The 26,919-nt window shown below is 43.1% G+C and carries 18 protein-coding genes; 11 read left to right on the forward strand and 7 right to left on the reverse strand.

The window, feature by feature from the left end; all coding sequences use genetic code 11:
• Positions 1 to 102: 102 nt before the first annotated feature.
• Positions 103 to 951: a LysR family transcriptional regulator gene (locus tag MHN09_RS16515; RefSeq protein ID WP_014950370.1), complete on the reverse strand. Its 849-nt coding sequence runs from the start codon at positions 949 to 951 to the stop codon at positions 103 to 105.
• Between the two features lie 142 nt (positions 952 to 1,093).
• Between MHN09_RS16515 and gcvT the strand changes: the two genes are divergently transcribed.
• From gcvT to gcvP, 3 genes are all read left to right on the forward strand, one after another.
• Positions 1,094 to 2,173 carry a glycine cleavage system aminomethyltransferase GcvT gene (gcvT, locus tag MHN09_RS16520; protein ID WP_168463676.1) on the forward strand — a complete coding sequence of 360 codons (1,080 nt, stop codon included), beginning with the start codon at positions 1,094 to 1,096 and terminating at the stop codon, positions 2,171 to 2,173.
• A gap of 48 nt (positions 2,174 to 2,221) precedes the next feature.
• Positions 2,222 to 2,611, forward strand: coding sequence for a glycine cleavage system protein GcvH (gcvH, locus tag MHN09_RS16525; protein WP_014950360.1), 390 nt, complete (start codon positions 2,222 to 2,224; stop codon positions 2,609 to 2,611).
• Positions 2,612 to 2,732: 121 nt separating this feature from the next.
• Positions 2,733 to 5,630, forward strand: a complete 2,898-nt coding sequence (gene gcvP, locus MHN09_RS16530) for an aminomethyl-transferring glycine dehydrogenase (RefSeq protein WP_239241474.1) — start codon at positions 2,733 to 2,735, stop codon at positions 5,628 to 5,630.
• A gap of 281 nt (positions 5,631 to 5,911) precedes the next feature.
• Here the strand turns inward: gcvP and MHN09_RS16535 are convergent, their stop codons facing one another.
• From MHN09_RS16535 to MHN09_RS16555, 5 genes are read right to left on the reverse strand one after another with little or no spacing between them, the layout of a single operon-like run.
• Positions 5,912 to 6,508, reverse strand: a complete 597-nt coding sequence (locus MHN09_RS16535; protein ID WP_239241476.1) for a hypothetical protein — start codon at positions 6,506 to 6,508, stop codon at positions 5,912 to 5,914.
• A 2-nt stretch (positions 6,509 to 6,510) separates the two neighbouring features.
• Positions 6,511 to 7,401, reverse strand: coding sequence for a DUF4747 family protein (locus MHN09_RS16540; RefSeq protein WP_239241478.1), 891 nt, complete (start codon positions 7,399 to 7,401; stop codon positions 6,511 to 6,513).
• Between the two features lie 32 nt (positions 7,402 to 7,433).
• Entirely contained in the window at positions 7,434 to 8,594 is a 1,161-nt protein-coding gene (locus MHN09_RS16545; protein ID WP_239241480.1) for a restriction endonuclease subunit S, read from the reverse strand.
• Positions 8,581 to 10,209 (reverse strand): class I SAM-dependent DNA methyltransferase, encoded by a 1,629-nt coding sequence (locus MHN09_RS16550; RefSeq protein ID WP_239241482.1) that lies wholly within the window; start codon positions 10,207 to 10,209, stop codon positions 8,581 to 8,583. The genes MHN09_RS16545 and MHN09_RS16550 overlap by 14 nt, the downstream gene beginning before the upstream one ends.
• A 31-nt stretch (positions 10,210 to 10,240) precedes the next feature.
• Entirely contained in the window at positions 10,241 to 13,327 is a 3,087-nt protein-coding gene (locus tag MHN09_RS16555) for a type I restriction endonuclease (protein ID WP_239241484.1), read from the reverse strand.
• A gap of 685 nt (positions 13,328 to 14,012) precedes the next feature.
• Here MHN09_RS16555 and MHN09_RS16560 point away from each other — a divergent pair.
• The 8 genes from MHN09_RS16560 to MHN09_RS16595 all read left to right on the forward strand — a co-directional run bounded on the left by MHN09_RS16560 (position 14,013) and on the right by MHN09_RS16595 (position 25,931).
• Positions 14,013 to 16,388 (forward strand): AAA family ATPase, encoded by a 2,376-nt coding sequence (locus MHN09_RS16560; protein WP_239241486.1) that lies wholly within the window; start codon positions 14,013 to 14,015, stop codon positions 16,386 to 16,388.
• A gap of 6 nt (positions 16,389 to 16,394) precedes the next feature.
• Positions 16,395 to 17,738 (forward strand): McrC family protein, encoded by a 1,344-nt coding sequence (locus MHN09_RS16565; RefSeq protein ID WP_239241488.1) that lies wholly within the window; start codon positions 16,395 to 16,397, stop codon positions 17,736 to 17,738.
• 6 nt (positions 17,739 to 17,744) lie between these two features.
• Positions 17,745 to 18,782, forward strand: coding sequence for a DUF429 domain-containing protein (locus MHN09_RS16570; protein WP_239241490.1), 1,038 nt, complete (start codon positions 17,745 to 17,747; stop codon positions 18,780 to 18,782).
• 155 nt (positions 18,783 to 18,937) lie between these two features.
• Complete coding sequence (locus tag MHN09_RS16575; RefSeq protein ID WP_239241492.1) at positions 18,938 to 22,213, forward strand: DEAD/DEAH box helicase family protein; 3,276 nt, start codon at positions 18,938 to 18,940, stop codon at positions 22,211 to 22,213.
• A 29-nt stretch (positions 22,214 to 22,242) separates the two neighbouring features.
• Positions 22,243 to 23,145: a hypothetical protein gene (locus MHN09_RS16580; protein WP_239241494.1), complete on the forward strand. Its 903-nt coding sequence runs from the start codon at positions 22,243 to 22,245 to the stop codon at positions 23,143 to 23,145.
• 890 nt (positions 23,146 to 24,035) lie between these two features.
• Complete coding sequence (locus tag MHN09_RS16585) at positions 24,036 to 24,203, forward strand: hypothetical protein (RefSeq protein WP_239241496.1); 168 nt, start codon at positions 24,036 to 24,038, stop codon at positions 24,201 to 24,203.
• 174 nt (positions 24,204 to 24,377) lie between these two features.
• Complete coding sequence (locus tag MHN09_RS16590) at positions 24,378 to 25,217, forward strand: hypothetical protein (RefSeq protein WP_239241498.1); 840 nt, start codon at positions 24,378 to 24,380, stop codon at positions 25,215 to 25,217.
• A 498-nt stretch (positions 25,218 to 25,715) separates the two neighbouring features.
• Complete coding sequence (locus tag MHN09_RS16595; RefSeq protein ID WP_239241500.1) at positions 25,716 to 25,931, forward strand: hypothetical protein; 216 nt, start codon at positions 25,716 to 25,718, stop codon at positions 25,929 to 25,931.
• Between the two features lie 547 nt (positions 25,932 to 26,478).
• Here the strand turns inward: MHN09_RS16595 and MHN09_RS16600 are convergent.
• Positions 26,479 to 26,910 (reverse strand): transcriptional regulator, encoded by a 432-nt coding sequence (locus MHN09_RS16600; protein ID WP_239241502.1) that lies wholly within the window; start codon positions 26,908 to 26,910, stop codon positions 26,479 to 26,481.
• Positions 26,911 to 26,919: the final 9 nt, after the last annotated feature.

The raw sequence follows: 26,919 nt of genomic DNA on the forward strand, positions 1-26,919 counted from the left end.
AAAGCTGCACTCAAATGGTACAGCTCCATAGTTGACGCAGCCTGGGCCGGAGGCATATGAAATTAAATTCGTGGGGATCCCTCAGACTCTGACCCCATTTTTTTATTGGGTTAGTCTCACTTTAAAGAATTCGGCCAGAGTTTTACTGATCACGGGGTGCTGTGTATCTTGATTGAACAGGCAAATATTTACCTTGCCTAATTTGGGCAGGTGCGGGTGGTTTAGCGCTACAAGGTTTGCCGGTAAGCTAGATTTTGCTAGAGCTGTCACGCCTAAACCTTGCTGAATGGCGGCAACCAATCCACCTAAATCTGCATTGGTATAGCTAATTTTCCATGCAAAGGTTTGCTGCTTTAACTGTTCAATAACGCGGCTTCGATACATACAACCGTCGGGAGCAAGCACCAAAGGGATATTGTTGCCAACCAACGGATGAGCCGTGTCGCCAACCCAAACTACGTCATCTTCTAACACTACTTCGCCTTCTGTTTGCTCGCCCGGATTCACCAACGCCAAAATCAAATCGAAATGATCGCGCTGCGACGGATGCAGCAAATCACGGCTTAAGGCAGAGGTCACTTCAAGTGATACATCGGGATAGCGCTTAGAAAATTCGCCAATTAGACCCGGCAATAATGTAGAAGCAAATTCATTGGGAATGCCAAGGCGCAAGCGACCGCTTAGCGGGGCAGGGGTTAAGCTGCGAAAGATGTTATCGTTAAGCTCTAGCAGTTCTTTCGCTTTTGGGTACAGCCAATTGCCGTCGGCGCTAGGTACATGCCGTTGCCCTACTTTGGTAAATAGCTTGCGGTCTAACTGCGACTCTAACTTTTTAATTTGTAGGCTTATTGCCGGTTGAGAGCGGCCTAAAAAGTCGCCCGCTTTAGCGTAGCCACCAAGCTCAATAACGCTAACGAAGGTGCGTAAGGTATCAAGGGAAAGCTGCTTCATGTTGATTTGCAATCTTAATGTAGTTTAATCAATACATTATAAATATAAATGTATTGATAAGAAATTCCAATTTGTTGCATAAACGTTAGCTCACTATACTCAATTTCGTTTTCTACCTTTCAAATTAAAAAGAGTAAGTGGAATGTCTAGTACCACCGCCCTACACGCAAAGCACCTAGAAGCCGGTGCGAAAATGGTCGATTTCTTCGGCTGGGATATGCCAATTAACTATGGTTCACAAATTGAAGAGCATCACGCTGTGCGTCAAGACGCCGGTATGTTCGATGTGTCTCACATGACCATTGTTGACGTAAAAGGCGCACAAGCAAAAGCGTATCTTCAGTACCTTTTAGCCAACGATGTGGCAAAACTAAAAGACAAAGGCAAAGCGCTATACAGCGGCATGCTTAACGAAGATGGCGGTGTTGTAGACGACCTTATCGTTTATCACTTCGACGAGACTAACTATCGTTTAGTGGTTAACTCAGCAACGCGCGAAAAAGACATGAACTGGTTAATGAGCAAAGCAGAAGGCTTTGAGGTGACCATCACCGAGCGCCCTGAATTTGCCATGATTGCCGTTCAAGGTCCTAACGCAAAAGAAAAAGCCGCCACCTTGTTCAGCGCAGCGCAAAAAGAAGCGGTAGCGGGCATGAAGCCATTCTTTGGTGTACAAGCAGAAGACTTATTTATTGCTACCACAGGTTATACCGGTGAAGCAGGCTACGAAATTATGGTGCCAGCTGAGCAAGCGGAAAGCTTCTGGCAAGCACTACTAGACGCGGGCGTTAAGCCATGCGGCCTGGGTGCTCGCGACACACTTCGCCTAGAAGCAGGCATGAACCTGTACGGCCAAGATATGGATGAAACCGTATCACCACTAGCGGCTAACATGGGCTGGACAATTACGTGGGAACCGGCTGATCGTGACTTCGTAGGGCGTAAAGCACTAGAAGCGCAGCGCGAAGCGGGTACCGACAAGCTAGTAGGCTTGGTGATGACTGAAAAAGGCGTGCTGCGTCACGGTCTTAAAGTGAAAACAGAAAGCGGCGAAGGCGTTATCACTTCAGGTACGTTTTCTCCAACACTAGGTCACTCGATTGCGATGGCAAGAGTACCAAGTGATGTTGGTGAAACAGTAGAAGTGGAAATGCGCAAAAAGTGGGTTACAGTAAAAGTGGTTAAGCCCTCCTTTGTTCGCAATGGAAAAAGTGTTTTATAAGGCCTCAGCTACTGGGCCCCAAGTTAACAGAGAATAACAGGAACGATTATGAGCAACATCCCAACTGATTTACGCTATGCCGCTACGCACGAATGGGTTCGCCCTGAAGGTGACGGTGTTTTCACTGTAGGTATTTCTGAGCACGCACAAGGCTTACTTGGCGACATGGTTTTCGTTGATTTGCCAGATGTTGGCGACGCAGTAAGCACTGGCGACGACGTATGTGTTGCTGAATCGGTAAAAGCAGCGTCTGACGTTTACGCGCCAATTTCAGGTGAAATTGTAGCGATTAACGAAGACCTAGAAGATTCACCAGAACTAGTTAACTCTGACCCATACGGCGACGGTTGGCTATTCAAAATTAAAGCTGACGATGCGGCAGAAGTAGAAGGTCTACTAGACGCTGAAGGCTACGAAAACAGCATCGACGAAGAGTAATTCGTTACGCAGTTTTAAAAGAACCATAATTTGAAAAGGGGCATGAAGATAATTCAGCCCCTTTTTAACTTAAAGATTTAACGCGCCCTTGCGGCAACCATTACGAGTGCTTAACAACGTTATGTCGAATACTTCCCCTACATTGGCTCAACTAGAGCAAAAAGATACATTTATCCGCCGTCACATTGGCCCGGGTAAAGGCGAAATTGAAGAAATGCTGTCTGCTATTGGTGCAAGCTCACTAGACGATTTAATTGAGCAAACTGTACCGGCAGGTATTGCGCTACCAGAGCCACTAAAATGTGGTGAAGGGGCGACAGAAGTTGAAGCATTAAGTGAACTTAAAGCCGTTGCGCAAAAGAACAAAATTAACCGTTCTTTCATTGGTATGGGTTACTACGATACCCACGTACCAAACGTTATTCTTCGCAACGTGCTAGAAAATCCAGGTTGGTACACAGCGTACACGCCTTACCAGCCAGAAATTGCCCAAGGTCGTTTGGAAGCCATTCTTAACTTCCAACAAGTGACCATCGACCTAACTGGCCTAGAGCTAGCATCTGCGTCATTACTTGATGAAGGTACAGCGGCAGCAGAAGCCATGGGCCTTGCTAAGCGCGTATCTAAGAACAAAAAAGCGAATGCGTTCTTTATTGCAAACGACGTTCACCCGCAAACGGTTGACGTGGTAGAAACTCGCGCTGAAATGTTCGGTTTTGAAATCATCAAAGGTGCGGCAGAAGAAGCAGCAGAACACGACGTATTCGGTGCGCTACTTCAATATCCAACCTCTACCGGTGAAGTAAAAGACATCAGCGACATCATTGCAGCAGTACAAGAGAAAAAAGGCATTGTGGCAGTAGCCGCAGACCTTATGAGCTTGGTAATGCTTAAGTCGCCTGGCGAGCTAGGTGCAGACGTTGCACTTGGTAGTGCACAGCGCTTTGGTGTACCTATGGGTTACGGTGGCCCACACGCGGCATTCTTTGCTACACGCGACAGCTACAAGCGTTCACTACCTGGCCGTATTATTGGTGTGAGTAAAGACACCCGTGGTCGCCCAGCACTTCGCATGGCGCTACAAACTCGTGAACAACACATTCGCCGCGAAAAAGCGAACTCGAACATTTGTACAGCGCAGGTGCTGCTAGCCAACATGGCAAGCTTCTACGCGGTATACCACGGCCCACAAGGCCTTAAAACTATAGCTGAGCGTATTCACCGCTTCGCCGACATTCTTGCTACTGGTTTAAACCAGAAAGGTGTAGCTCTAAAGCACAGCACGTACTTCGACACGCTAACCGTAATGGTAGATAACAAAGAAGACGTACTAGCAAAAGCCTACGCAAAAGGCATGAACCTACGTGCTGACCTTGAAGGTGCGGTAGGTGTGTCGCTAGACGAAACCACCACACGTGAAGACATTGTTGCGCTATTCGACGTACTGCTTGGTGAAGAGCACGGCTTAACAGTGGAAGGTCTGGATGCAGAAGTAACCACGCAAGACGTAAAATCTATTCCTGAAGGTTTAGTACGTACTAGCGACTTCCTAACACACGAAGTGTTTAACAAGTATCACTCTGAAACAGAGATGCTTCGTTACATCAAGAGCCTTGAAAACAAAGACTTGGCGCTTAACCACTCAATGATTTCATTGGGTTCGTGCACCATGAAGCTAAACGCAACGGCTGAAATGATCCCTGTAACATGGGCTGAATTCGGTCAGCTTCACCCGTTTGCTCCACTAGACCAAGCAGCGGGCTATCAAGAAATGATTGCCGAGCTTAGCGAGTGGCTAATTAATGTAACGGGCTACGATGCGCTTTCAATGCAGCCCAACTCAGGTGCACAAGGTGAATACGCGGGCCTATTGGCTATTCAGCGTTACCACGAAAGCCGTGGCGAAGGTCACAGAAACGTGTGTCTAATTCCAAGCTCTGCCCACGGTACTAACCCTGCGTCTGCGCAAATGGTTAGCCTTAAAGTGGTAGTAGTTGCGTGTGATAGCAAAGGTAACGTAGACCTTAACGACCTTCGCAAGAAAGCGGAAGAAGTGGGTGATAACCTGTCGTGCGCCATGATCACATACCCGTCTACCCACGGTGTATATGAAGAAACCGTGCGCGAGATTTGTGACATTGTTCACCAATACGGCGGTCAGGTTTACATGGACGGCGCGAACATGAACGCGCAGGTGGGCATTACGTCACCTGGCTTCATTGGTTCAGATGTATCGCACCTTAACCTACACAAAACTTTCTGTATTCCACATGGTGGCGGTGGCCCAGGTATGGGACCAATTGGTGTTAAGTCGCACCTTGCGCCATTCCTACCAAACCACACGGTTGTTAACGTAGAAACGGCAGGCAAAGACTGTGGTGCGGTATCGGCAGCGCCATGGGGCAGTGCATCAATTCTGCCTATTAGCTACATGTACATCAAAATGATGGGTAGCGATGGCCTTCGCCGTGCAACCGAAGTCGCTATTCTTAACGCTAACTATGTGGCTAAGAAGCTAGAAGGGCACTTCCCAGTGCTTTACAAAGGCAACAATGGCCGCGTAGCGCACGAATGTATTATTGACCTTCGCCCGCTTAAAGAAGCAAGCGGTGTAACCGAGCTAGATATCGCGAAGCGCTTAAACGACTACGGTTTCCACGCGCCAACCATGAGCTTCCCAGTAGCGGGTACGCTTATGATTGAGCCAACCGAGTCGGAAGCGAAGTACGAACTAGACCGTTTCATTAACGCCATGGTTAGCATTCGCCAAGAAATTGCGAAAGTAGAAAGCGGTGAGTGGGATGCCACTGACAACCCGCTACACAATGCACCGCACACATTGGCTGACATCTGTGACAGTGACTGGAACCGCAGCTACGACCGCACGCTAGCGGCGTACCCAGCTCCAGAAGTACACAGAAACAAGTTCTGGCCAACGGTTAACCGTATTGATGACGTTTACGGCGATCGTAACCTAATTTGTTCTTGCCCTAGCATTGAGAGTTATGTTGAGGAGTAGGGTGTTGGTGACGCCTTGAAATTAAGTTTGTGAACAGTTAATTAGTTTGTGAATGGAATTAGTTAGTGAACGACATTAATTAGTTTGTGAATAAAATAAGTTTGTGTACAAATGTGCAGCGTAATTAAGTCCGCGACTGAAAATAATTAAGTCTGCGACAACAATTAAGTCTGCGACTGGAAGGTCAAATTAGCCAGATAAAAACCCGCTATTTTAGCGGGTTTTTTATCTGTTAGAACTCATATCTAAAAAACATCTTGGCAGGCGTGTCTAAAAATAATCTACGATTCTTTTTTCTCACTTTTTTTGTTTGCATGATAAATTTCTAACCAGCCAGCCACTCTGTATATGGCCATAGTTGCAGCTAGTGCTGATAATATTGCGTAGGTAAATAAAAAATAGCCAAGAAAATTCGTCGTATAGTTTAACCCTAAATAAAAATCTAACATCCAAGGTGTAAGCTCTAAAAACCACTTTTGTAACTCAATAGGGCTGCTACTAAGAGGTTTTGATTTCGATATGAGAGCAAAAAGAAGGGAAAATATCTGCAATACAATGAAGTGAATAAAAGCAGCGTTAACCTTCATAAAAGGTGAGTCATCTCCTGTTTTTGTTTTACCAGATATACTGCTACGAAATTTATCATCCCCCAATGCCAACCATATAGCATACCCCCCAAGAGAAAAACCAATTACGTTAGGTAAAACTGAGATTGGTATTTCCACCCAAGAGTTGTCCAACCATACACCGTATGAAAGTAGTGTTAGAAGCAAAGAAATATGCATGTACGGTGATGCTAAGATTGATTTAACACCACCATAGCTTTTCCAATATCTTAGAAATAACTTCTTAATACCTACATATTCTTTTTTAATCATTATTATCTTTGACTCCGCGCCATACGACGAATTTTACCTATGATGCCGTCTGCCATTGTTATTAAAAAGTCTCTAGCAGATATTTCACCTGATACATATTGACCACTTTCTACGAATGGGTGTTGTTTTGTAGATCTTACTGCTCTTTTACCATTGTCGTCATATCCGGTGGAGGTTACAACGCCATTGAGTTGAGCAACGTGGCTAAGTCCTCTAGTTTCATCGTCAGCCTCAAGTGATAATCCTTTCTGAGCTTTAAGCGTGATGACTTCTTCTTCAGCATTTTGGTTGTTTAATCTCTCTAACACCTCATCTTCAAGGTCTTCTAAACCATCAGTATTGGGCCGTCTAATAACAATCTCCAAAGTATTAACTTGAGATAAAGACAGCACTGACTCTAATTGATCAGTACTTGGTACTAATGTAACTTCTACAGTGTTGAACTCTTCTATAATTTCTTCACTTCCAAAAAGCTTAGTGAAAAAAATTTCTAAATATCTGGGGCTGATTTGGCCGAATTTATCTTTACATTCAATGACTAATAAATGGTTTTTCGGATAAAAAACAAAGTAAAAATCTGTGAAGTTTGGTCTTAAAGCCTCTGGTATTACAATTTGTTTAGTCTCATCTTCTTCAGCTGCTCGTAACTCATTCAAGTTAAACCATTTGCCAGACTCAATTCGGGTAAATTTAGCGATTTCTCCCGTGATGCCGTCTATAGCCTCATCTTTCAAAGGGCTAATTTTCTTTAAAATAGCAAACGTGTCTCCACGTAGTTTAATCTGCCTCTTAAGTTTGAAGGCTGCATTCATAAGCTTAACGTAAGTGTCAGGACTATGAGGGTGAGTTCTAATATTAAAAGCCGTATAGTTGACCGTCGTTTTTCGTGCCATAGTCATTCCTTTTGCTATTTTTGATTTTTTGGTTAACTTTCTTGTATTGTAATTTGACCATTCATTAACATTGGTAGTAGCCAGTCTCGAAGCTTTATCAGCTCTCTATTCTCAAGGCTTCGCTCAAATATCATGTTGTTGTAATTAGTAACAATATCATCATACTTTCTTAATAAAGCCGATGACGGATAGGCAAGAGTGAGTGAATGCAAATCGTTTTTGGTGATCGAGCCGAAGGTTGTACCTTCAGAGTTTCGACGGTCAAATATCTGTTTAAAATACTTCATTACGTAAAACAAGAAACCGTCAGATCCAGATTTGCTATTTAGTGCGGCTAGCCCCCGACCAATACAGCAATCTGAATTAGCAATATTCATATCACCTACTGGTGCCCGCACACTCAATAGTATGTCTCTTTTTTTGGCCATGCGGTTAGGCTCAGTAGTGTATTTTCGTGTGGTAGGAAATAACCAGCCAAAATCTGTTGAGCCTTGGTAAAAAACAGTCCCTAATCCTTCCTCATTCAAGGAACTCCCGCTTGGAGACTGCCCCATCGTAATGTTCGCTATTTGAGATAGTTTTTTATTAGTCCAGCCTTCCGGTATTTCACGCTTAAGCTCTTCGTTGAAAACCATCTTGCCGCCGGAGGATTTGTAGGGCTTGCCGTTGGCGTCGGGGAAGTCGAACTGAACGAACCAGTAGTCGTAAATCAGCTTTGCCATGGCTTCTAGCTCGGCATTGATTTTGTTGTTGAGGTCTATTTTTTCTTCTATTGCCCATAATAGGTTTCTGACGGCAATCTGCGACTGCTTATCTTCAATAGCAGGAACAGCCATCTCGTGCAATTCATTACGATTGACTCCGGGAACAGCGCTCTTGTCAGAAGTTCGAATTCGGCCAATGCAGCTTAGAAGGTAGTAAATGTACTTGGGGTCGTTACCTTTGAAGTCCTTGACATACAAAGCGGTGTTATGAGGCCAGTATTTACCGTCAACGAAGTACATTTTCCCCAAAGTGCCATATCGGCCAGTGATCACGCCTTCGCCTTCAACTTTGAAATCGTTATGATATCCAGAAATACCAGAAGAGCTAATTACAGGAAACTCTCCATCAATACGATCCTTTTCAGGCAGGTCGTATCCTCTTTTTAATGTGATTAGATCGCCAAGGCGCTTGGGGTTAACGTCGCTCATATTTGAGTCCTGCCAACTGCTTTTCAATACTTATTTCTAATGCACGGGATTTCCCAAAAAGCTCAGTTAAGTTCGATTCGATGTTTCCAAGTCTCGAATTGAATTCTTCTTCTGTTATATCTACATACTCAATCTTCACTTCAAAATACTGGCCCGCGCTGAGCGAGTAATTTTTGGCAGCAATGTTGTCATAGCTAACGACTACGCTGAAATTATCCACCACTTCTTTATTGTTAAAAGTATTGATGATTTGGTCTTCTTCGGCATGCGTCAACACAGTCTTTTGATTTTTGCCGTCTTTAATAGTCTCGCCAAGGTTGGATGCGTCTATTAGTACAACGTCACCTTGGTTTGCCTTGTCGATAAACAGAATAGAGACGTTAGTGCCTGTGTTAGCAAAAATATTGGACGGCATGCTCACGACGCCAGCCAGCATTTTTTCATCTATAAGCCTCTGTCGTATCTTCTTATCAATGCCGCTCTGCGCTGTGATGAAGCCTGTAGGCACGACGATGGCGGCCTTACCGTTATCTTTGAGTGAATGCATGATGTGCTGAATGAACATCAAATAGATTGCCATCGACTCTTTCTTTTTGGCTGGGACTTTCGGAATGCCTGCAAAGAAGCGCTCTTGGTTCTCTTTGGTATCAAGATCTGCGCTGAAGTCAGAGAAATCTAACTTGAAAGGTGGATTGGAGACGATGTAATCGAACTTCTCTAGCTCGCCATTGGCTTGCTTGTGATACGGGTCAAGTATTGTGTTGCCTTTGATGATGTTATGGATCGAGTGAACAAGGTCATTCAACACAAGATTCAGGCGCAATAAGCTTGATGATTTTTGAGAAATGTCCTGAGAGTAAATAGTGCATTTATCTTCACCAATTTGGTGAGCTAGGTTCATTAACAGAGTCCCTGAACCTGCCGACGGGTCGTAGCAGGTGACGTTATTCACTTCACCGTTAACCAAGCAACGCGCCATGATTTTCGACACGGCATGCGGGGTAAAGTATTCCGCGTATTTACCACCACTGTTGGTGTTGTAGTCTTTAATCAAGTACTCAAAGATAGTGGCGTAGAAATCGAATTTCTCGTCAAAGATATTCTCAAAGCTAAAATCAACAAGCTTGTTCACTATAGCTTTGCAGAACTGGTCGCGGTTGTCGGTAACGTATTTGCTTAAGTTTTCGAAAAGAACAATCTTCTCGCCGCCTTCAGTTAATACCGAGAATATATCGCTGTTGTCTTTTGCAATATATGTCAGCGTGGTATCGAAAATCTCAGCAAAGTTAGGCTTATCCTGCTTATTGAAGAGGGATGATATAAAGTGATCTGGCCGTATCTTTGCGACGCTTGGCTTTAATCGCATATTGAGCTTTGCGACTTCTTTCTCTGAGAAAGTCGCAAAAACTTCTTCCCAGTTGTCAGCCTCAGTAAGGCGCTTATCCATCTTCTTAAGCTCAAAAACGTATTTGTCGTTCAGGAACTTGTATAGGAAAACCTGCGTGATGACCTTAAACTCGTTTCCGTCATTACCCAGACCAAAATTAGCACATACTTTTTTGATGTTATCTATGAGCGCTTTAGTTTGCTGCTCAAACTGCTGTGTCTTTGTCATAGTACTTCTTAATATTTTATTGGTTTAGCGCTTATTGATATCCCGATAAACCGTGATATTCGTTCATATATTCTCTGACGACGAGCTGGTTAATCATATCCACTGAATCAATTTCAAGGTCAATGCCTTGCTTGTCTTCAAACTCGTCAAAGATAATGGGTGGGATCATCTGTTTGATGAAATTTTCATTATCTAACATTCTTGCGTTTTGCTGTATTTGCATGTCCACCGCTGTTTTGAGGCCTTTTAGCGCCTCGAATAACTTGCTTTCACTGTCGGTAAGAGAATCTTTCTCCATCAGTCGTTTATGCAAGCGTGCATACTTTTCATCGTTATCATATTTGGCTTTTAACAACTGATTTCTGCGTTCCAGCTCTTTGGCTCTATTGTAAATGGCATTAAGCGCTGCGATGTTGCTTTCCATTTGCTCTTTGGACACTTCATTGAGGTTCTTCTTCTTAAACAAGCGTTCAAGCTCTTTTTTAAGTGAGACAAACTCAGGATCACTCGGATCGAAGTTTCCACCGAGTTGCTCTCGTGTTTTTTGAAGCGTATTTTTTAACGCATCAGCAAGGACAAGCTCTTCTTCTTTCACCTTGGTGAACGCGAACACAACATCCTCAAGTGCGACATTCAGCAAGTTGGTTGTATCTACGCTGTGCTCTAATGCTTCTTTTGTATTGATTAACGCCAGCCGATTATTGGCTTCTCTTGAGAGCACCGTCAGCTTCTGAAAATCCAGTTTTTTGAGCATTTCATAGTCGCCAGATAAGCGGATAAGATTATACAGGCTTTTGGCATTGTTTAACGCCTGTGTGACTTTGAGTATTTCGCCGCGAGAGTCTATCTGACTGATTTGCTCTGAAAAGTTTTCTGCATTTTGCGTGTCGAAATGAAACAGTACATCCTTGATGTTGGCGATTTCTTGTTCAATTTCTTCCTTGGTTTTAAACAGATTGCTGTAATGTTCAATCTCATCACCAAGTTCAGATTGCAGCTCTTTGAAGTAATCTTTGTTGGTTTTCTCAAATTCACTCTCGATATCAGCAAAATCGACCACATAGCCATAGCTAAAATTCTTATACGTTCGGTTTACACGGGTGAGGGTTTGTAGCAGGTTATGCGAGCGAATGACTCGACCCAAATACAGTTTTTTAAGGCGTGGTGAGTCGAACCCAGTCAGCAGCATGTTATAAACGAAAAGGAAGTCGATTTTACCTTCTTTAAACTCTTCAACGAGATCTTTTCGTTCTTGTTTCGTGCCAACATCGTGCAGTATGAGCGCAGCATTGGTGACACCACTGCTGAGTTTCTTAAAGGCGTGATAGCTTTTCGGTTGCTCGCCAATTCCGCCTGTTTGATCTGCTAAAGGCAGGGCTTTGGCATACTTGTGCTGAAAAATCTCATACATCATCTTAGCTTGCTCAGATGAGTCGCACACCACCATGCCACCGATTGAGTTGTCGTTCATTGAAATACGCGCTTGCTCGAAGTCCTTGACGATGTAATCGAGCATCGGCTCAACAAACTTCTCATGGGCATACACCACTTTTTTATCAGCGTTGCCTTTGAGGATCTCGATTTCTTCTAACGTTTTCTGCAAATTCAGTTTATAGCTAGTTTCAATGTCCTCTCGAATAAGACGCAGGGTATAGCCGTCTTTAATTGACGCGTTGTAGTAGTATTTATGGATGTAGCCACCAAACAGGCACTTGGAGTCATACTCATCACCTAACAGTGGTGTTCCGGTAAGACCAATCTTGATTGCATTAGTATCTGCTTGTTCCAGATTCGCTAGGAAACTGCCTCGCGGATTATAACTGCGATGCACTTCGTCTAAGAAGAAAACCCGCTGTACGTTGACGTTGTAGTCCACGTTCTGAATGACCGCAGGGTCGTCTTGAAACTTTTGTATATTGACGACGGTGATCTCTCGCTGGCCTGAGGCGTTATGCACTGCGGCGGTTTGCTTAATATCGTTGGCAAAGGCTTCACGCGAATCGATGTTATGAACTTTAAGGCCTCTGGCTTTGAACTCTCTGCCAGCTTGAATCAATAGATCTATTCTATCGACGACGAAATAAAATTTAGCGATGACGCCTTTATTTTGAAAATAGCCAGCAAGGTATTTCACGTTGTAATAGGTGAGGGCTGTCTTACCACTGCCTTGTGTATGCCAGATGATCCCTTTTTTAACGCCTTCATTTAACTTATTTTCTATTGCTTTTGTTGCAAATATCTGCGGATAACGCATGACATGCTTCTGTAAGCCTTTTCGTTCTTTTACATAGGCAAGTGCATATTGCAGAACAAAAGACAGTCTTGAGCGCTGCAAGAGGGACGTACAAATACGATTGGTCGGAGTCAGCGGTGACTTATTCTTTGCAAACTCGGGGGACTGTTTAATGCTGAGTAAATTGTTGTCTTTTAACACAGTCAGTTCGTCAGCTTCACTTACACCCGATAACAGCTTGCCTAGGTCAAACTCTTCTTCTTCTCGGAAGTAGTTGAAACCGGGCTTTTGATAAGATGCCGTGGCATAAAAAGCGCCCTCAATAGGACGTGGAGAACTATCGTCGTATTCCATATTATTCGAGAAAATCATCAACTGGGTGATGTTAACGAAGTTTCTGAACTTTGCGTTTTCAAAGCGTGTTTGAATACGTTTGTGCTCGGCAAGCACGCCATCTTTATTATTAGGGCGTTTTACTTCGACAAATACCAGTGGCATGCCGTTGATAAGTAGGGTGATGTCAGGGCGAAATTCTTCATCGTCTTTTTTGTAAGTGAGTTCGGTTACAACGTGGAAACTGTTGTTATTGAAATCCTCAAAGTCAATGAGGCGAACACCAGAAGTGGCGGTTAGCTTTTCGTAGAAGGCTTTACCTAAGTCCGCATTTTCTAAGCTCAGCGTAACCTCATCGAGGCACAATTTTGCCTCAGCATCCGTAAGAGCTGGGTTTATGCGCTTGATACTCTCGTCGAATATCGTGGTAAAGATGTTTGTAGCGTCGTCCCATGTAACAGTTGGGTCTTTCAGCGAGATGTACTTATAGCCAAGCTGCATGAGATGCAAGATAGTGGGGATCTTGACGCGAGAATCTTCATTGAACTTCATATTCCACAATATCCTTATTCACTCGAACATTACAACGAACACATCAAGCATACTGTATTTATTAGAATTTTTCGCTGTTTAAAATTATGAAAAATTGAATGCAAAACTGACGCGCGAAAAAAATATGCTTAAATAGGAGGTCACTTGATAACTAGCATGTTAAGGAAAACGTTTTTTGAAAACAAAATTTAATGATATTTCAGAGCTTTTTGATCATTTATTTGCTGGAGACTTACTTTTCGAAAATGAAGAATACACACGGACGTTTGTGAACTCCTTTAATGACGGTCACCTTAGTTGAGAGAGCTTTTACACCGACCTAAAAGGTTTTGGTGGAGCTGATAATTTAGATGAATGGTTCTATGAGGTCTGGGCGGATAGTTATAACAGGTATTCGGTTCTAACATCAGAGTTTGACGTTCCAAGCGTAGCCTGTGAAGTAATACAATCAAGTAATTTACATGGACCCTACACTTCTGAAGATGCACAACAATACTTAGGGTTAACTCTTGCTTATTAGTTGCAGAAAACCAGACAAGCATTAAAGAGTAATCTTTAATCATGTTCTGTTAATATCAGATTTGCCCCATTGATGGTGACAGATGCCTTTAGTGACAGGTATTTTTGTAAAGGTAAAAGCTTCTGATGGCTAAAATGGGCTTGCATTTAAATTCAAGGAATAGATATGCCACACTTTGATTCGATACCCGCAATGATCTCTGAATGCTTTGATAGAGACATCAGTCGAGAGAGACATTGGTATCAACGATACAAACAAACTCACGAAAAAATCATAGCAGATCCCATATCTGACGACGCTTTAGAGCTACTGTGGTATGTCAGAGATAATGCGGTATCGAGTCTTATGCAAGGTAATACATCAAAAGAGGAATTTGAACGGGCTAAACCTAGGTTACGTTTATTAACAAAAAAGCTCATTGAGTCACCTTCGTCAGAAACGTACGAAGCTGGTATTCAAGAGATGAGAGACTTAAAAAGTGAGGGCACGCTTAGACAGTTCTACGGTGCACTTCTTAATAGAGCATTTGCGGCTATAGTTCCCGATAAAGTCACTTCCTCAGTAAAAGAGCCTGCATTCAATCTGGCTGCGAACTTTATCAATGGCCATTTCAATTTAGGGCTTAATCTTAATGGCAATTGGTATGAGAATAATTTTGCACTGAAAAACGCATTGAGAGAAAAGGTTCCTGACGAATTTGATGACTTCAAAATCAATATTGCCGTGTGGAATGTTTTTGAATTATTGGAAGAAGAAAATAAGATTGATGACAGTCTTATTGAGTCTGAAATAAACCAGCAAAGAGTTAAACCATTAAGCCTTACAGTGGAGCAGTACAAAGAAGTGCTAAAAGCTGATGGAGTGGTCAACAAAAATAGCCGTAAATTATTGTCTGCGATGGGTAACTCTTCTGCATCAAAAATAACGGCGTCTCAGTTGGCAAAAGATTTAGGTCTAGCGCACGTGGGGCCAGTGAATGCAAGGATTGGCCAACTGAGTAAACGCATCGCTAATTACTTTGGTATCGATAAGCAGGATATTAAAAACCGCTTTACGGGTTGGTGGCAATTGATAGCTGATGGTGAGCATTTGCCAGAGGGATTTATATGGCGACTAAAAGACAACTTGAAAACAGCATTGGCAGAGCTAGGAATAATTGATGATATAAATATGCAGGGTATAAAAGAAAAAAGTCAGGATTATTCAGCCCAAACTGCCCTAAACCAAATATTCTATGGCCCGCCGGGCACAGGTAAAACGTACCGTACTATCGAGGCCGCTGTTTTAGCCGCTGAGCCTTCATTTACCTATACCTCGCGAGAAGATCTCAAAGCAAAGTATGATGAGCTTGTTACCCTAAAACGTATTCAATTTGTCACTTTCCATCAAAGCTACGGGTATGAAGAATTTGTAGAAGGGCTGCGTGCGGTTACAGAGGACGGACAAGTGTGTTACGAAGTCCAAGCTGGGATCTTTAAGCGCATATGTACATCTGCCTCAAAAAATATTGTGAAATCTCAACGCTCTGCATACGAAGGCTTTGAAACCTGCTGGGATGCATTTTTAGAAGAGTTTGATGATGAACACGGTATCAAAGTCTCAACCAAAAAGGCATGGTTTCGCGTGACAGAAGTCACTGAAAACACTATTCACTTTGAGAAGGCGAATGGCACCAGTAAACACTCGCTCGCCATTAAGACTCTAAAGGCCATCTTTAACGGCAGCAAGGTGGTCAAGGGTGGTCTTAACGTTTACTACCAACCACTTGTTGAACATTTAAAAAGTTATGCTAATAGAAATAGTGGTCCAATAGAGCCTCCGAAAAACTTCGTGCTCATTATCGACGAAATTAACCGAGGGAACATATCAAAGATATTTGGTGAGCTAATTACGTTGATTGAAGATTCGAAGCGCTCATTTAATGGGGGGACAGAATCTATTGAAGTCATATTACCCTATTCCGAGGCTTCTTTATCAGTGCCTGCAAACTTGTATCTAATCGGAACGATGAACACAGCAGACAGATCCCTCGCGATGATGGATACCGCACTCAGGCGTCGTTTTGATTTCGTTGAAATGATGCCTAATTACTCACTTTTGTCGGGGCAAGTGGTAAAAGGCATTCAATTAGATGCATTACTGCACAAGATGAACGCAAGAATTGAGGCCATGTATGATCGTGAGCACACCTTGGGGCATGCCTTTTTTGTTCCTGTCGTAAAGGCTATTCAAAAGGGTGATGAAGCTAACGCTTTTAACTCACTGAAGCTGGTGTTCCTCAATAAAATCATTCCGCTTCTCGAAGAATATTTCTTCGATGATTGGAACAAAATCCGTCTTGTATTGGGCGATAACCAGAAGCCTGACGAACTACAGTTTGTGAAAATATTATCAACGAGTTTTGATGAATTGTTTGGATCGAATCATGAGTTGGATAGCTTTGTGAATCAAAATGAGACGTTTGATCTTGCCCTCCCGTCAGCTGATGTTTGGGATAATCCGCTCGCATATCAAAATATCTATAACCCAAAAGCTGAGTGACATTGAATGCAGGTAGGATATGAACAGGTTTTTGAGTTTGGCTACGTTTGCTCGGTTTGCAATGACAGAGCCATACCCAAAGTCAGTGTCATTCCAGAAAGAGCGTATCAATACCTGCGCCATTTGAGCCTATGTGATGATGACGAATCTAAGCTATTGCGTCTGAAAAGTGTTGGTGGTGTAGAAACTATACAGTTTCTCAACTATGTCGGCGTTATAGTAACGCCAGATGGTTTTCAGATAGAGATCTTGCCTAAAATAGTCAAACATGCGGAGCATAACGATGCGGTTTCAGATTCAAGACGATCGCTACTGAATATGCTTAGAACGCTCGGCATGTATCGTCATATTCAAACAGCCGCTGCACACCTTGAGAAGTACAAGATGCCGCTGCTTGAGATCTTCATCGGGCAGTTTCTGTCGAGTGTAAATCAGTTGGTTAAACGTGGCATAAAACGGGACTATCAGCCTCAATCGGATAATCTCTTCTATTTGAAAGGCAAATTGAATATCAATGCGCAGCTTAAACACAATCTCGTCCAACAGCATCGTTTTTGCGTTGATTATGATGAATACGTGCCTGATATCACTGTCAACAGGCTAATCAAAGCTGCGCTGCAAAAAGTCTTGTTGATGACGCGCTCTGCTCAAAATCAACGATTGGCGCGTGAGCTTGAGTTTGTTTTCGCTGATGTTAGTCCCATAACGGTGCAGGCCATATCAAAGGAAACGCTAAACTTATCTCGGGGCATGGAACATTACCAAGTGCCCGTTGCATGGTCACAGCTCATTTTAGAAGGGATCTCTCCGCTTTCTATGCGCGGCGATGCTCATGCCTTTTCGCTGCTGTTCCCATTAGAGTCGGTCTTTGAAAGCTACGTGGAGTCGGTCCTTCGACAAACACTACATCCACCATTCACCGTAAAAGGACAACTGCAAACATCACATCTTGCGACGTATGATGCGAAACGCATGTTTAGGCTTAAGCCCGATATTGCAGTCTACAACGGCGGCGAGCTTAAGCTTGTGCTGGATACTAAGTGGAAATTGATTGATGCCAGTAAAGCGAATGGAACCGATAAATTTTTACTCTCTCAGCAGGACTTCTATCAAATGCATGCCTATGGGCATAAATATCTTCAAGGTGAAGGTGATTTAGTACTGATTTACCCCTCGAATGATAAGTTTACTGCGCCACTGACTAGTGCGTTTGAGTTCTCGTCTTCACTCAGGTTATGGGTTGTCCCTTTTGATATCCATCATCAAACTTACGATGGAGACCGACTTAAACTACCTTCTCAACTAAATGGTCAGTTAACTCATGCCCCCGATATATCAATGGTGTTTTAAATCGATATGGCACAGATACTTAAGTTCACATATCCCACAGGTAAAATATTCATCGGCATTTGCTCTGATGAAGGTGGGGACGATTTTAGCGCATTTGATTGGCCAAAATATCGAGCTGAAATTGCCACGCTTCCAGTACATGAGCGAGTCGATTACACGATACGGCGACAAGTACTCTGGGAAAACCATGAGGTTTCCTCAGATGAGCTTTTCCAACGCTGGCAGGACATTGTCAGTGACTACAACGCCTCCGACCCGGAGGTAGGCTACAACATGCCCTCCGATAAGTTGAAAGCCGTTTGTAAGGCTGATGGGTGGAAGTTTGGTGTGGATGGGTGTCGCGCAGGTTGGTTTTATATCGGATCTCAAGGCTCTGACATCAAATACGGTATTGTAAAGACGATTACTGAGCTGTTTGACAGGTTTACAAATATTGCTGAAGTAGTCATCGATATTCCAATCGGCCTGTATGACGAAGGTGCACAAGCGCGTAGTTGTGATTCGCTAGCCCGCAAAGCACTCAAGCCGAGAGGCTCTACAGTGTTTCCTGCGCCAGTAAGGCCTTGTCTTTATGCAGACACGTATGAAGAGGCATGTCGGATCAGTGAGCGATTAACAGGTAAAAAGCTCTCGCAGCAAGCCTATAACATTTTTGCCAAAATTCGTGAGGTTGACGAGTTGTTGCAGCGTGATGCGTCTTTGCGTTCGGTGATCAGCGAGGCCCATCCAGAGCTCGGGTTTTGTATGTTAAACGGTGGTAACCCCTTGCTGACCAAAAAGAAAAATTCGGATGGGATCGCAGAGCGATTGGCATTGCTTAAGAGGTATTTGGAGTGGGCCCCCCAGTTGTATGAGGAAGCGACTAGTCAGTATGCTCGACAAGTGCTGGCAAAGGATGACATCGTAGATGCGATGAAGTGTCTGTGCATCGCTCAAGCGCCTGAGCGTGAGAAAGAAACAGTCCCCGCCCCAGTGATACATGATGGTCAAGGTATTGAGATGGCGATGCATATTTTTTCGCCTAGTCAGCAAACTGGAGACTGAGAGAGGAGTAGTATGTTTGACATTATTGGTGATGTCCACGGGCACGCAGACAATTTGCCCCAGCTGTGAAGAAAGCTAGGCCTGATTCGAAATAAGGCGGAGTGTGGTCGCACCTTTGCAAATTGACAATATAATAAATACAGGGAAAGTAAATAATGAATGTGACATATAAAGTAAGGATCGTTGTACCGGAGATTTGGTCTCAAGAGATTAAAGTTGAAGGCAACAAGGTAGAGAGGTTGCTGTTCACCGAAAAAGAAAGTGAAGTAACAATTATCCCAACAGAAACAAAGGGTGTATTGAAGGCAACAGTAGTTGATGATGCTAATCACGGCGATTATTTAATCATCAAAAATAATAAATGCGATACTAGCCAATATCCCGACTTACCTATCTTAAAAGTAAGAAAAACATCAGATTTTGATTCTATTTCAAAGGACACGAAACTGTCGTGGTTAAAGTCTCCGTCGGAATTTACTCCTAAACTCTCTCCATCTGAAGTAGCAAAATCATGGGTTAATAAATTCAGTTTCAGAGAAGAAAACGAAAAACTACTAATTCGTGGTCTTAGAACACCTCAGGTAGGAGCTTTACACGCGATATCGGCCGAGTTTTCAAAAAGTAATGTTGAACCTTGTACCGTTGTTCTGCCAACAGGCACCGGGAAGACGGAAACCATGCTTTCTACAACTATTTATCATAGATGCAGTAAAGTTTTGGTACTGGTTCCTTCTAATTCACTAAGGGACCAAATAGGCGAAAAGTTTAAGACACTTGGCTGCTTGAAAGAGCTGGGCGTTATAGAGCAAGATACGCTATACCCTGCGGTCACCAAGATTAAGCAGGGCATTAAATCTGTAGATGACGCAAATCAAATTTTAGATAGCTCAAATGTCATCATAGCCACGCCACAAATTCTCAATTCAAAATTTTCTAAGCCTGATGTGCTGACCACCCTTTGTGAGGGTTGCGATTACCTGTTCGTTGATGAAGCTCATCACATATCGGCTAAGAAATGGAATGAAATCAAGGAACAGTTTAAAGGAAAGCGCGTTTTGCAATTCACAGCAACGCCTTTTAGAAATGATACAGAGAGCCTTGGTGCCAAGATTATATACAACTACACCATGGGTGAAGCACAGCAAGCTGGATACTTTACAAGCGTCCAGCTAGAGCCTGTTGAAGAGTATTTCCAAGAGCAAATGGACGAGGCAATAGCCGAAAAAGCTCTTGTTTTATTGAATGAGGACCTCAAAGATGGCTATGACCACCTGATGATGGCTAGAGTTCGTAGTAAAGCGCGAGCGGAGCTTGTGTATAAGCTATATCAGCGTCTTGCGCCCGAGTTAAATCCAATATTGGTTCATTCAGATTTATCTAAAACTGAGCAGAATAGACGCTTAAATCTTCTTAAAGCTAAGACCTCTAAACTAGTTGTCTGCGTCGACATGCTTGGTGAAGGTTATGATCTTGCCAATTTAAAAGTGGCTGCAATTCATGATCACCATAAGAGTTTAGCGATTACATTGCAGTTTATTGGTCGTTTCACACGCGTATCGAGAGAGCAGAATCTTGATGTAGCAAAAGTCGTGGTCAATATCGCAGACCCCGGTGTAGAAGGCGCTTTGCAAAAACTGTATGCCTTAGGCGCTGATTGGGACGTTGTATTAAGACGTCTGTCAGAAAACCAAATCGAACGTGAAGTGCGTTTACAGGAAGTTGTCGATTCACTTAAAAGTGAAGGCGATCTTCATGACCAGCTCTCTCTGTGGAATCTTAGACCATCTCACTCAGCAATGCTTTTTAAAACCGATTGTGACAAATGGCAACCAGATAGATTTGCAGAGCTAGATCTCTCCTTCGATGAATACTGGCACTCAATATCAATGGAAGAGAACATTCTGGTGCTATTAGCAGTCAAAAGCACGGCGGTAAAATGGGGCCACTTTAAAGAAATTAATGATATTAACTACAAGATATTGATTGCTCATTGGGATGAAACCAGAAGCGCTCTGTTTGTATATTCCAATGATTACAAGCGATTCCAAGTAGAAAAGTTGGTCGAAAAAATATGTGGTGAAACTGCTTCGGTAATGTCTGGAAAACAAATATTCAATGTTTTGAACAACATTGAATACCCACTCGTGACAAACTTAGGTTCCGCTCAAAACGGTGCTATCAGCTTTACCCAGTTCTTTGGGCCAAACGTTACTGATGGATTAAGTGCTGTTGAAAGATCTGCATCAACACTGAGTAATATTGCCGCACTGGGTTATGAAAATGGTGAAAAGGTTTTGTGGGGATGCTCGGAAAGAAAAGGCAAAGTATGGTCACCACAGGCTGGCACTATAGCTGATTGGCTCAATTGGGTTAAGGATGCATGGGATAAAGTAGCCAATGGCGAGGCTGATGAGGCCAACATCACTCGCGATTTTTTACGCCCAACGAGAATTGATAAGCCTCACAATTTCAAACCTGTATCCATTCAGTGGGGAGAGCAGCTCCAGCAAAGATTCGAGGATGGCGTAAAGATTCATTTTGGCAATGAACCTACATTCTTGTACGAAGTGGATCTAAAGGTCAATTGGGATGAATCGAACAAGCGGCCCCTTTTGATTTTTCAGTCTGAAAAGAACAAAACTGTTTACGAACTGGTAATTGATGGAGAACTACCAAAGGGCTTCGAGTATGAGCTTAAGGAAGGCGAAGAAATTAAGGTCCAAATAGGCAACTCGGAAGAAGTGTCTTTAATCGAAGAAATGGTTAAAGACCCAATATTTATATACTACGCGGATGGGTCATTTTCCTACAACTGTTACTGGGTCGAAGTGAAAAACGATATCGGTATGTTTGACGCTGAGCACTTAACGCCTATCGAGTGGACGGTTGATATTACGAATGAGTCGATGGGACCCAGTCAGAAAACAGATTCTGTTCAGTATCAGACTTGGAAACTAATTGAAGATGATTTCGATATCATCATTAATGATGACGACAGTGGGGAAGCTGCTGACCTTGTCGCTCTTAAATCTTTACCAGATAAGATAATTCTGAGCCTATACCACTGCAAATACTCTCATGGAGCCACCCCCGGCAGAAGGCTGAATGATTTGTATGAAGTGTGTGGACAAGCTCAACGTTCGGTAAGGTGGAAACATGTTGGCTTAGCTTATGTCTATCGGCATGTTAAAAAGCGAGAATCAGCTTGGCGAGGTAAAGGGCAAAGTCGATTTCTAAAAGGCAACATTGCTACATTTGAAAATCTGAAAAATAGAGCGCGAACAACACCCATTGAGTTTCAGGTAACGATAGTTCAACCGGGTGTCCTTAAACCTTCAATCACTGAAGAAATGCTTAAGCTTCTGGGCACAACAGAGTTATTCATCAAGAAGACGACTATGGCAGAGCTACAAGTTTGGTGTTCTGAATAGCCCTACAGAAAATAGGATAAAAATAGTCTATGGAATTAACCAAACAATCTGATATTTGGGGTTACCACTACACTCATTTGGAACAGAAAAGACAGCGTTACGAGATCAAGGACGAGATATTAGCAAACTGCATCGGCATTGGGGCGGGTAGTTTAAAGTCAGTAGACAAGCCAATTGTGGGATTTAGTTACAACAAGGACAACGGTTATCAATTATTAGCATATCTAACTGAGCTTGCTTTAGGTTTTAAAAGGCTCCCTTGGTGCCAAGATAGAAGCTATCTCAGTTCTAAATGCAATGACGAAACTATTATCAATGCAATCTTAAATCAGCTCACCGAACAAAAGATTGATGAGTTGGTTGCTGAAGTGACGACGATCTATGCGCATACTCAAACTGAGCTGAAAAAAGCTGGCTTGAAAACAGTAAAGTTAGTTCGTCACATTGCAGCAACAGATAACGATTATGCACAGACAATCATGGGAATAAGAGACTGTGCTGAGATATTGGGTCTTGATTATATTGAATTCGAAATGGATACACTTAACTCTTTTTCGTGCGAAAACGGCGCATATAGCCATTTGTCTGATATTCAGATCTATCACGAGTTTGATGTTTCAGATGTTCTCTATTGCAGTAGTTTGCTTCACTTTGGCGACAAAAATTCTATTTTCATGGAAAGTGGAGAGTGGGTCATAATCAATCGCTCGGCAAACGGAGTTATACAGCTACCAATTGACTCGGTCACATATGATAAGACCAAATGGCTAGATGGACTCAATCTTGAGTCAAGTGTTGCTAAGGCACAACAAGTTATCGCAGAGAGGACTCCTTTTCATATCAGGCAAGAATGGGATTTTGACAACAGCTATGCTTCTTTCGGAAAACGTCCTAGCTGGAAAAGGAAACTAGCGGAGTTTCTACTCAAATGACCGTGAGGGTATTATGAATCCAGAAGACTACCTTATATTTTGCCAAGCAGAACTGCAAAAAAGCTTTGAGCGCAAGAGGGCAGGCAAGCCGGACGATTGACTCAAATACCACGCTGAAGGGCTTCTCTATGCGGCGCGATTAATCGCGCTGACATCCGCCAAGCGGGTCAGTGAGATGCTTGAGACAGAGCGTCTGGCGGTCTTTGGCGAAAGCGTGGCGGCGCGACAAGCCCGTAAGGCCGGACTGACGGAACTAAATGAAACCGAGCCCGATGCCTATTTCGACATTGACGCCGTTGAGCGAAAACCTCGCTAAATCAGGAGGATGTGAAGGGCATTGAACATAACACCGGTTATTAGTTCATTACCCTTTCACTGTCAGGACCACCTTTAATTACGTCTGTGTTATCACTATCAAAAGCACCTCAATCAAACGCAATTTCAACCTCTCAACAGCCACGACTTTATTAGCGTACTGCGTTTTCTCCTGTTATGCGCATTGGCGCAATGCGAACCCCAACACCCACAGAAGCACTAAGTTTGGGATCACGGGAGATGAAATAACTTCAAACGTCAAGGCTTGTTCATCCATTATTAGACTCACACTTCAACAAGTAATCTTATCGAGTGTACAGCAAGTGTTTACCAAAGGAGAAATGGATAAGCGCTGTTATCCGTTTCTCCTATATGGGAAGCAAGCAAAGCACAGTCTGGCCATTCCGTTTTCATGTTTGAGATAACAATACATGCACTTTGGTTTTAGACGAAGTGCAGCTTTTTCTTATGTTGAGTAAAAAGGCGGCATAACAAGGTGAGTAGTTCACCTGTTTTGTCTCTAAGGTGCTCGTGAGGAACTATGCTTGCAAGACTGTTCTTTTGGAGCCCTTATTATGTCCGTATCCATTTTGATTCCTGCTGAACTGTATGAGGCCATTTGGTCTACGCCTTCAAGTCACCTTGCAACACGCTGGTGTCTAAACGACCATGCACTGGGCCATCTCATTGATAGTGTTGGCATGCCTCGCCCTAAAAGCGCGTATTGGGCCCAAAAAGCGTAAGGTAAGTCTCTGACAGTGAGTGCTATGCTAGACACACTGTCACCCACACGGATCATCGATTTGACACCACTACAATCGACAAAACGAGAAAAAACAAGGTTAACATCAGCGCCACTGGCCACACCCACCACCTCATTGCGAGCCTATCCTTTACTCAAGGGAATAAAAACCTCGATGAAACCCCCGTCGTTTAAATATGATTTTTTGATGGTACAAGCTTATAACAACGACTCAGTGGCTAGGTTAGATGTCTCACCAGCGACGCAGTCAAGAGCCATTGTCATTTTGCACACATTATTCTTTCATTTTCAGCAAAAAGGATGGACCGTGTCTGGGGACAAGCATCGCTATGCCAAGCGGTTAACAAATATTGTGAAAATTAACGATGAGTCAGTACCATTTAGGCTGCGAGAACGCCTTCGTCAGGTGCCTCGCGAATTAGACAAAAAAGAGCAGGAAGAGAAAGCCAAGGGCAAGTCCATTTGGCACGAGAAAATCAATATACCTAGTGGTTGTTTACAGCTCATTGTGGAAGGGGCTCTGCCACGCGGTTCCAAGGGACTGTTTGAAGACAATGCCACACTGACGCTTGAAACCCAATTGGCGCATGTAATCAATACTCTAGAAAATTCTGCTGAACATATGAAAGTGGTGAGGGCCGAGCGAGAGGCAGAAAAGCAGCGCTGGGAAACGCAGCGTCGTCAAAAAGAGGCGATAGAGCAACGCGTCAGAACTCAACACGCGCGTATTAACACGTTCACAGAGTTATTTACGCAATGGCGACGTGCCAATGATTGCAGAGCGTTTATTGATGCGCTTCTCAGTGCACCTGTTTATCAAGGGTGTATGCAAGAAGAAAAAGCGCGTTTTATGGTATGGGCGAATGAGATTGCGGATGCTATAGACCCCACTGTGAATGGTTCAGCTTCAGCCTTGTTACAAGCTGGCAAGGAAGACAACTCGATAATGGCTGAGGCAATACGTCGATATCAAAAAGCCACTCGTACGCAATAATAAAAAAGCACATAGCATCAAAGAAGAACGTAGAAGGAGAAAATCGATATGACCTTGTAAGCACCGTGGTAACTTAACAGTTATCGTATATCTTATCAGTATGAGAAAACTTTACGTAGCGAGTGATTTAACACGTATTTCTTCTGACGGGGCTATCAGTTTTCAGCTGACTTGCAAAAGCGTTCTATATCGAAAATATCTTTCAATATCTTCTTAAGCCAGCTCGTCAACCTCTACATTAATCAACGAAGATAGCAATGCGGAATCAAGTCCCTGTAGCGTCTGGTACTCATTTTGTGTTTACTGCCGGTAATCACGTTGTGAAAAGCGACAACTGATGACTGTCAGTAATCATTAAGTGGTTACTGTAACCGAAGAACGCGCAGAAGGCCTTCGCGATGAAAAATAACTATCGTCGATTAGTGTCGGCCATAGTTCATTCCAGCCTATTTTAGCTGCTAAACTTATAAGACTTTTTGTGATTAATGAGGAATAAAAATGGATCAGCGTGAGTGCAAGCCTGAAGTGACAATCGAAGCTCTAGAGGCAGAGATAGCCGATCTTATCGATGACCCTGTGCTCAGAGAAGAATGGCTCAATACGAATATTCCCGTTCTGGAATTAAATGGGCCTAAGAGCTACTTCAATACTCCCACGGATAGAGCGAGGCTCATGCAAGTTGTGCTTGAAATGAAATTTGGTGAGATGGCTTAAGCGGCGCTTATTCAAACGCCTCCTTACGCCAATAATTGCATAAGCTCCCAAAGCAAGTTTGCTCTCGACAAAATAATAACAACTATTATGACGTTCATAAAAACTTCAATTCTGATACTTCAGCGAGTCCGCTTGAAATGATTTTACCGCGCTCACACGCAAGTTTTAGTCCTTTGTCCTTTGAGTAAGCATAACAACATAGCCCCAAGAGCGAGACATCGGCTTAGTTACACGCCATCAAAAGCTAACAATGAGCAGTTTATTTGTTTTGTCGTTTTGAAAAAAGACTCTGAACTAAGTAGCTCAACACCTATAAAAATTTCTTAAAGTCTTCGTGGTATATTGTTCCAATTCGCACCCATATAGACTCAAGGTTAGGAAAGACAGCAGCATTGGAATGAGTGAACTCACATTGTTAAAAACTACAGCGATGATAAGTTTTGGTAGCCACAAATCACCAAAACCACGTCGCTATCACTATAGCTCATAAATCAATAACAAACCTTCAAGCAGCGAAAAAGTACGCTCAACCAAATGCGCCCAGTACTTAGTCATCTAGTTCGAACAGCTCAATAATTTGCAAAAGCTCTTTATTCGAGAGGCGTCGTAAGCTCAGTCCAGAGACGACTTTCCAAAACGTATCGGACTTAGCTACTTTTTGCAGCATATCAATATCTGCATACCCGGCAATAAACAGCGTCCGTTCAACGTCAATATTATACAGCTGACAAAGTTGCTCCAAAAAATCTCTCGCTGGTCTATATCGGCCGTTTTCAATTTTGTTTATAAAGCTACGCTTTACACCAAGACAACAAGCTACTTCAGTTTGGGTAAACTTTTTTAGAGGAGATCCATTTTTCGGTGATGATACTGGCCCAGATGTTGTCGCTTTTAATCTTTCACGATGTTTTCGAAGGAAGTCACCGAGTATTTTGTTTCGTGATTCATGATACAAATTTTTTGATTTTGGTAAGGGCATACTACAGGT

The sequence above is a fragment of the Alteromonas sp. MmMcT2-5 genome, from assembly GCF_022348315.1.
In the GTDB taxonomy this organism is placed as follows: Bacteria; Pseudomonadota; Gammaproteobacteria; order Enterobacterales; family Alteromonadaceae; genus Alteromonas; species Alteromonas macleodii.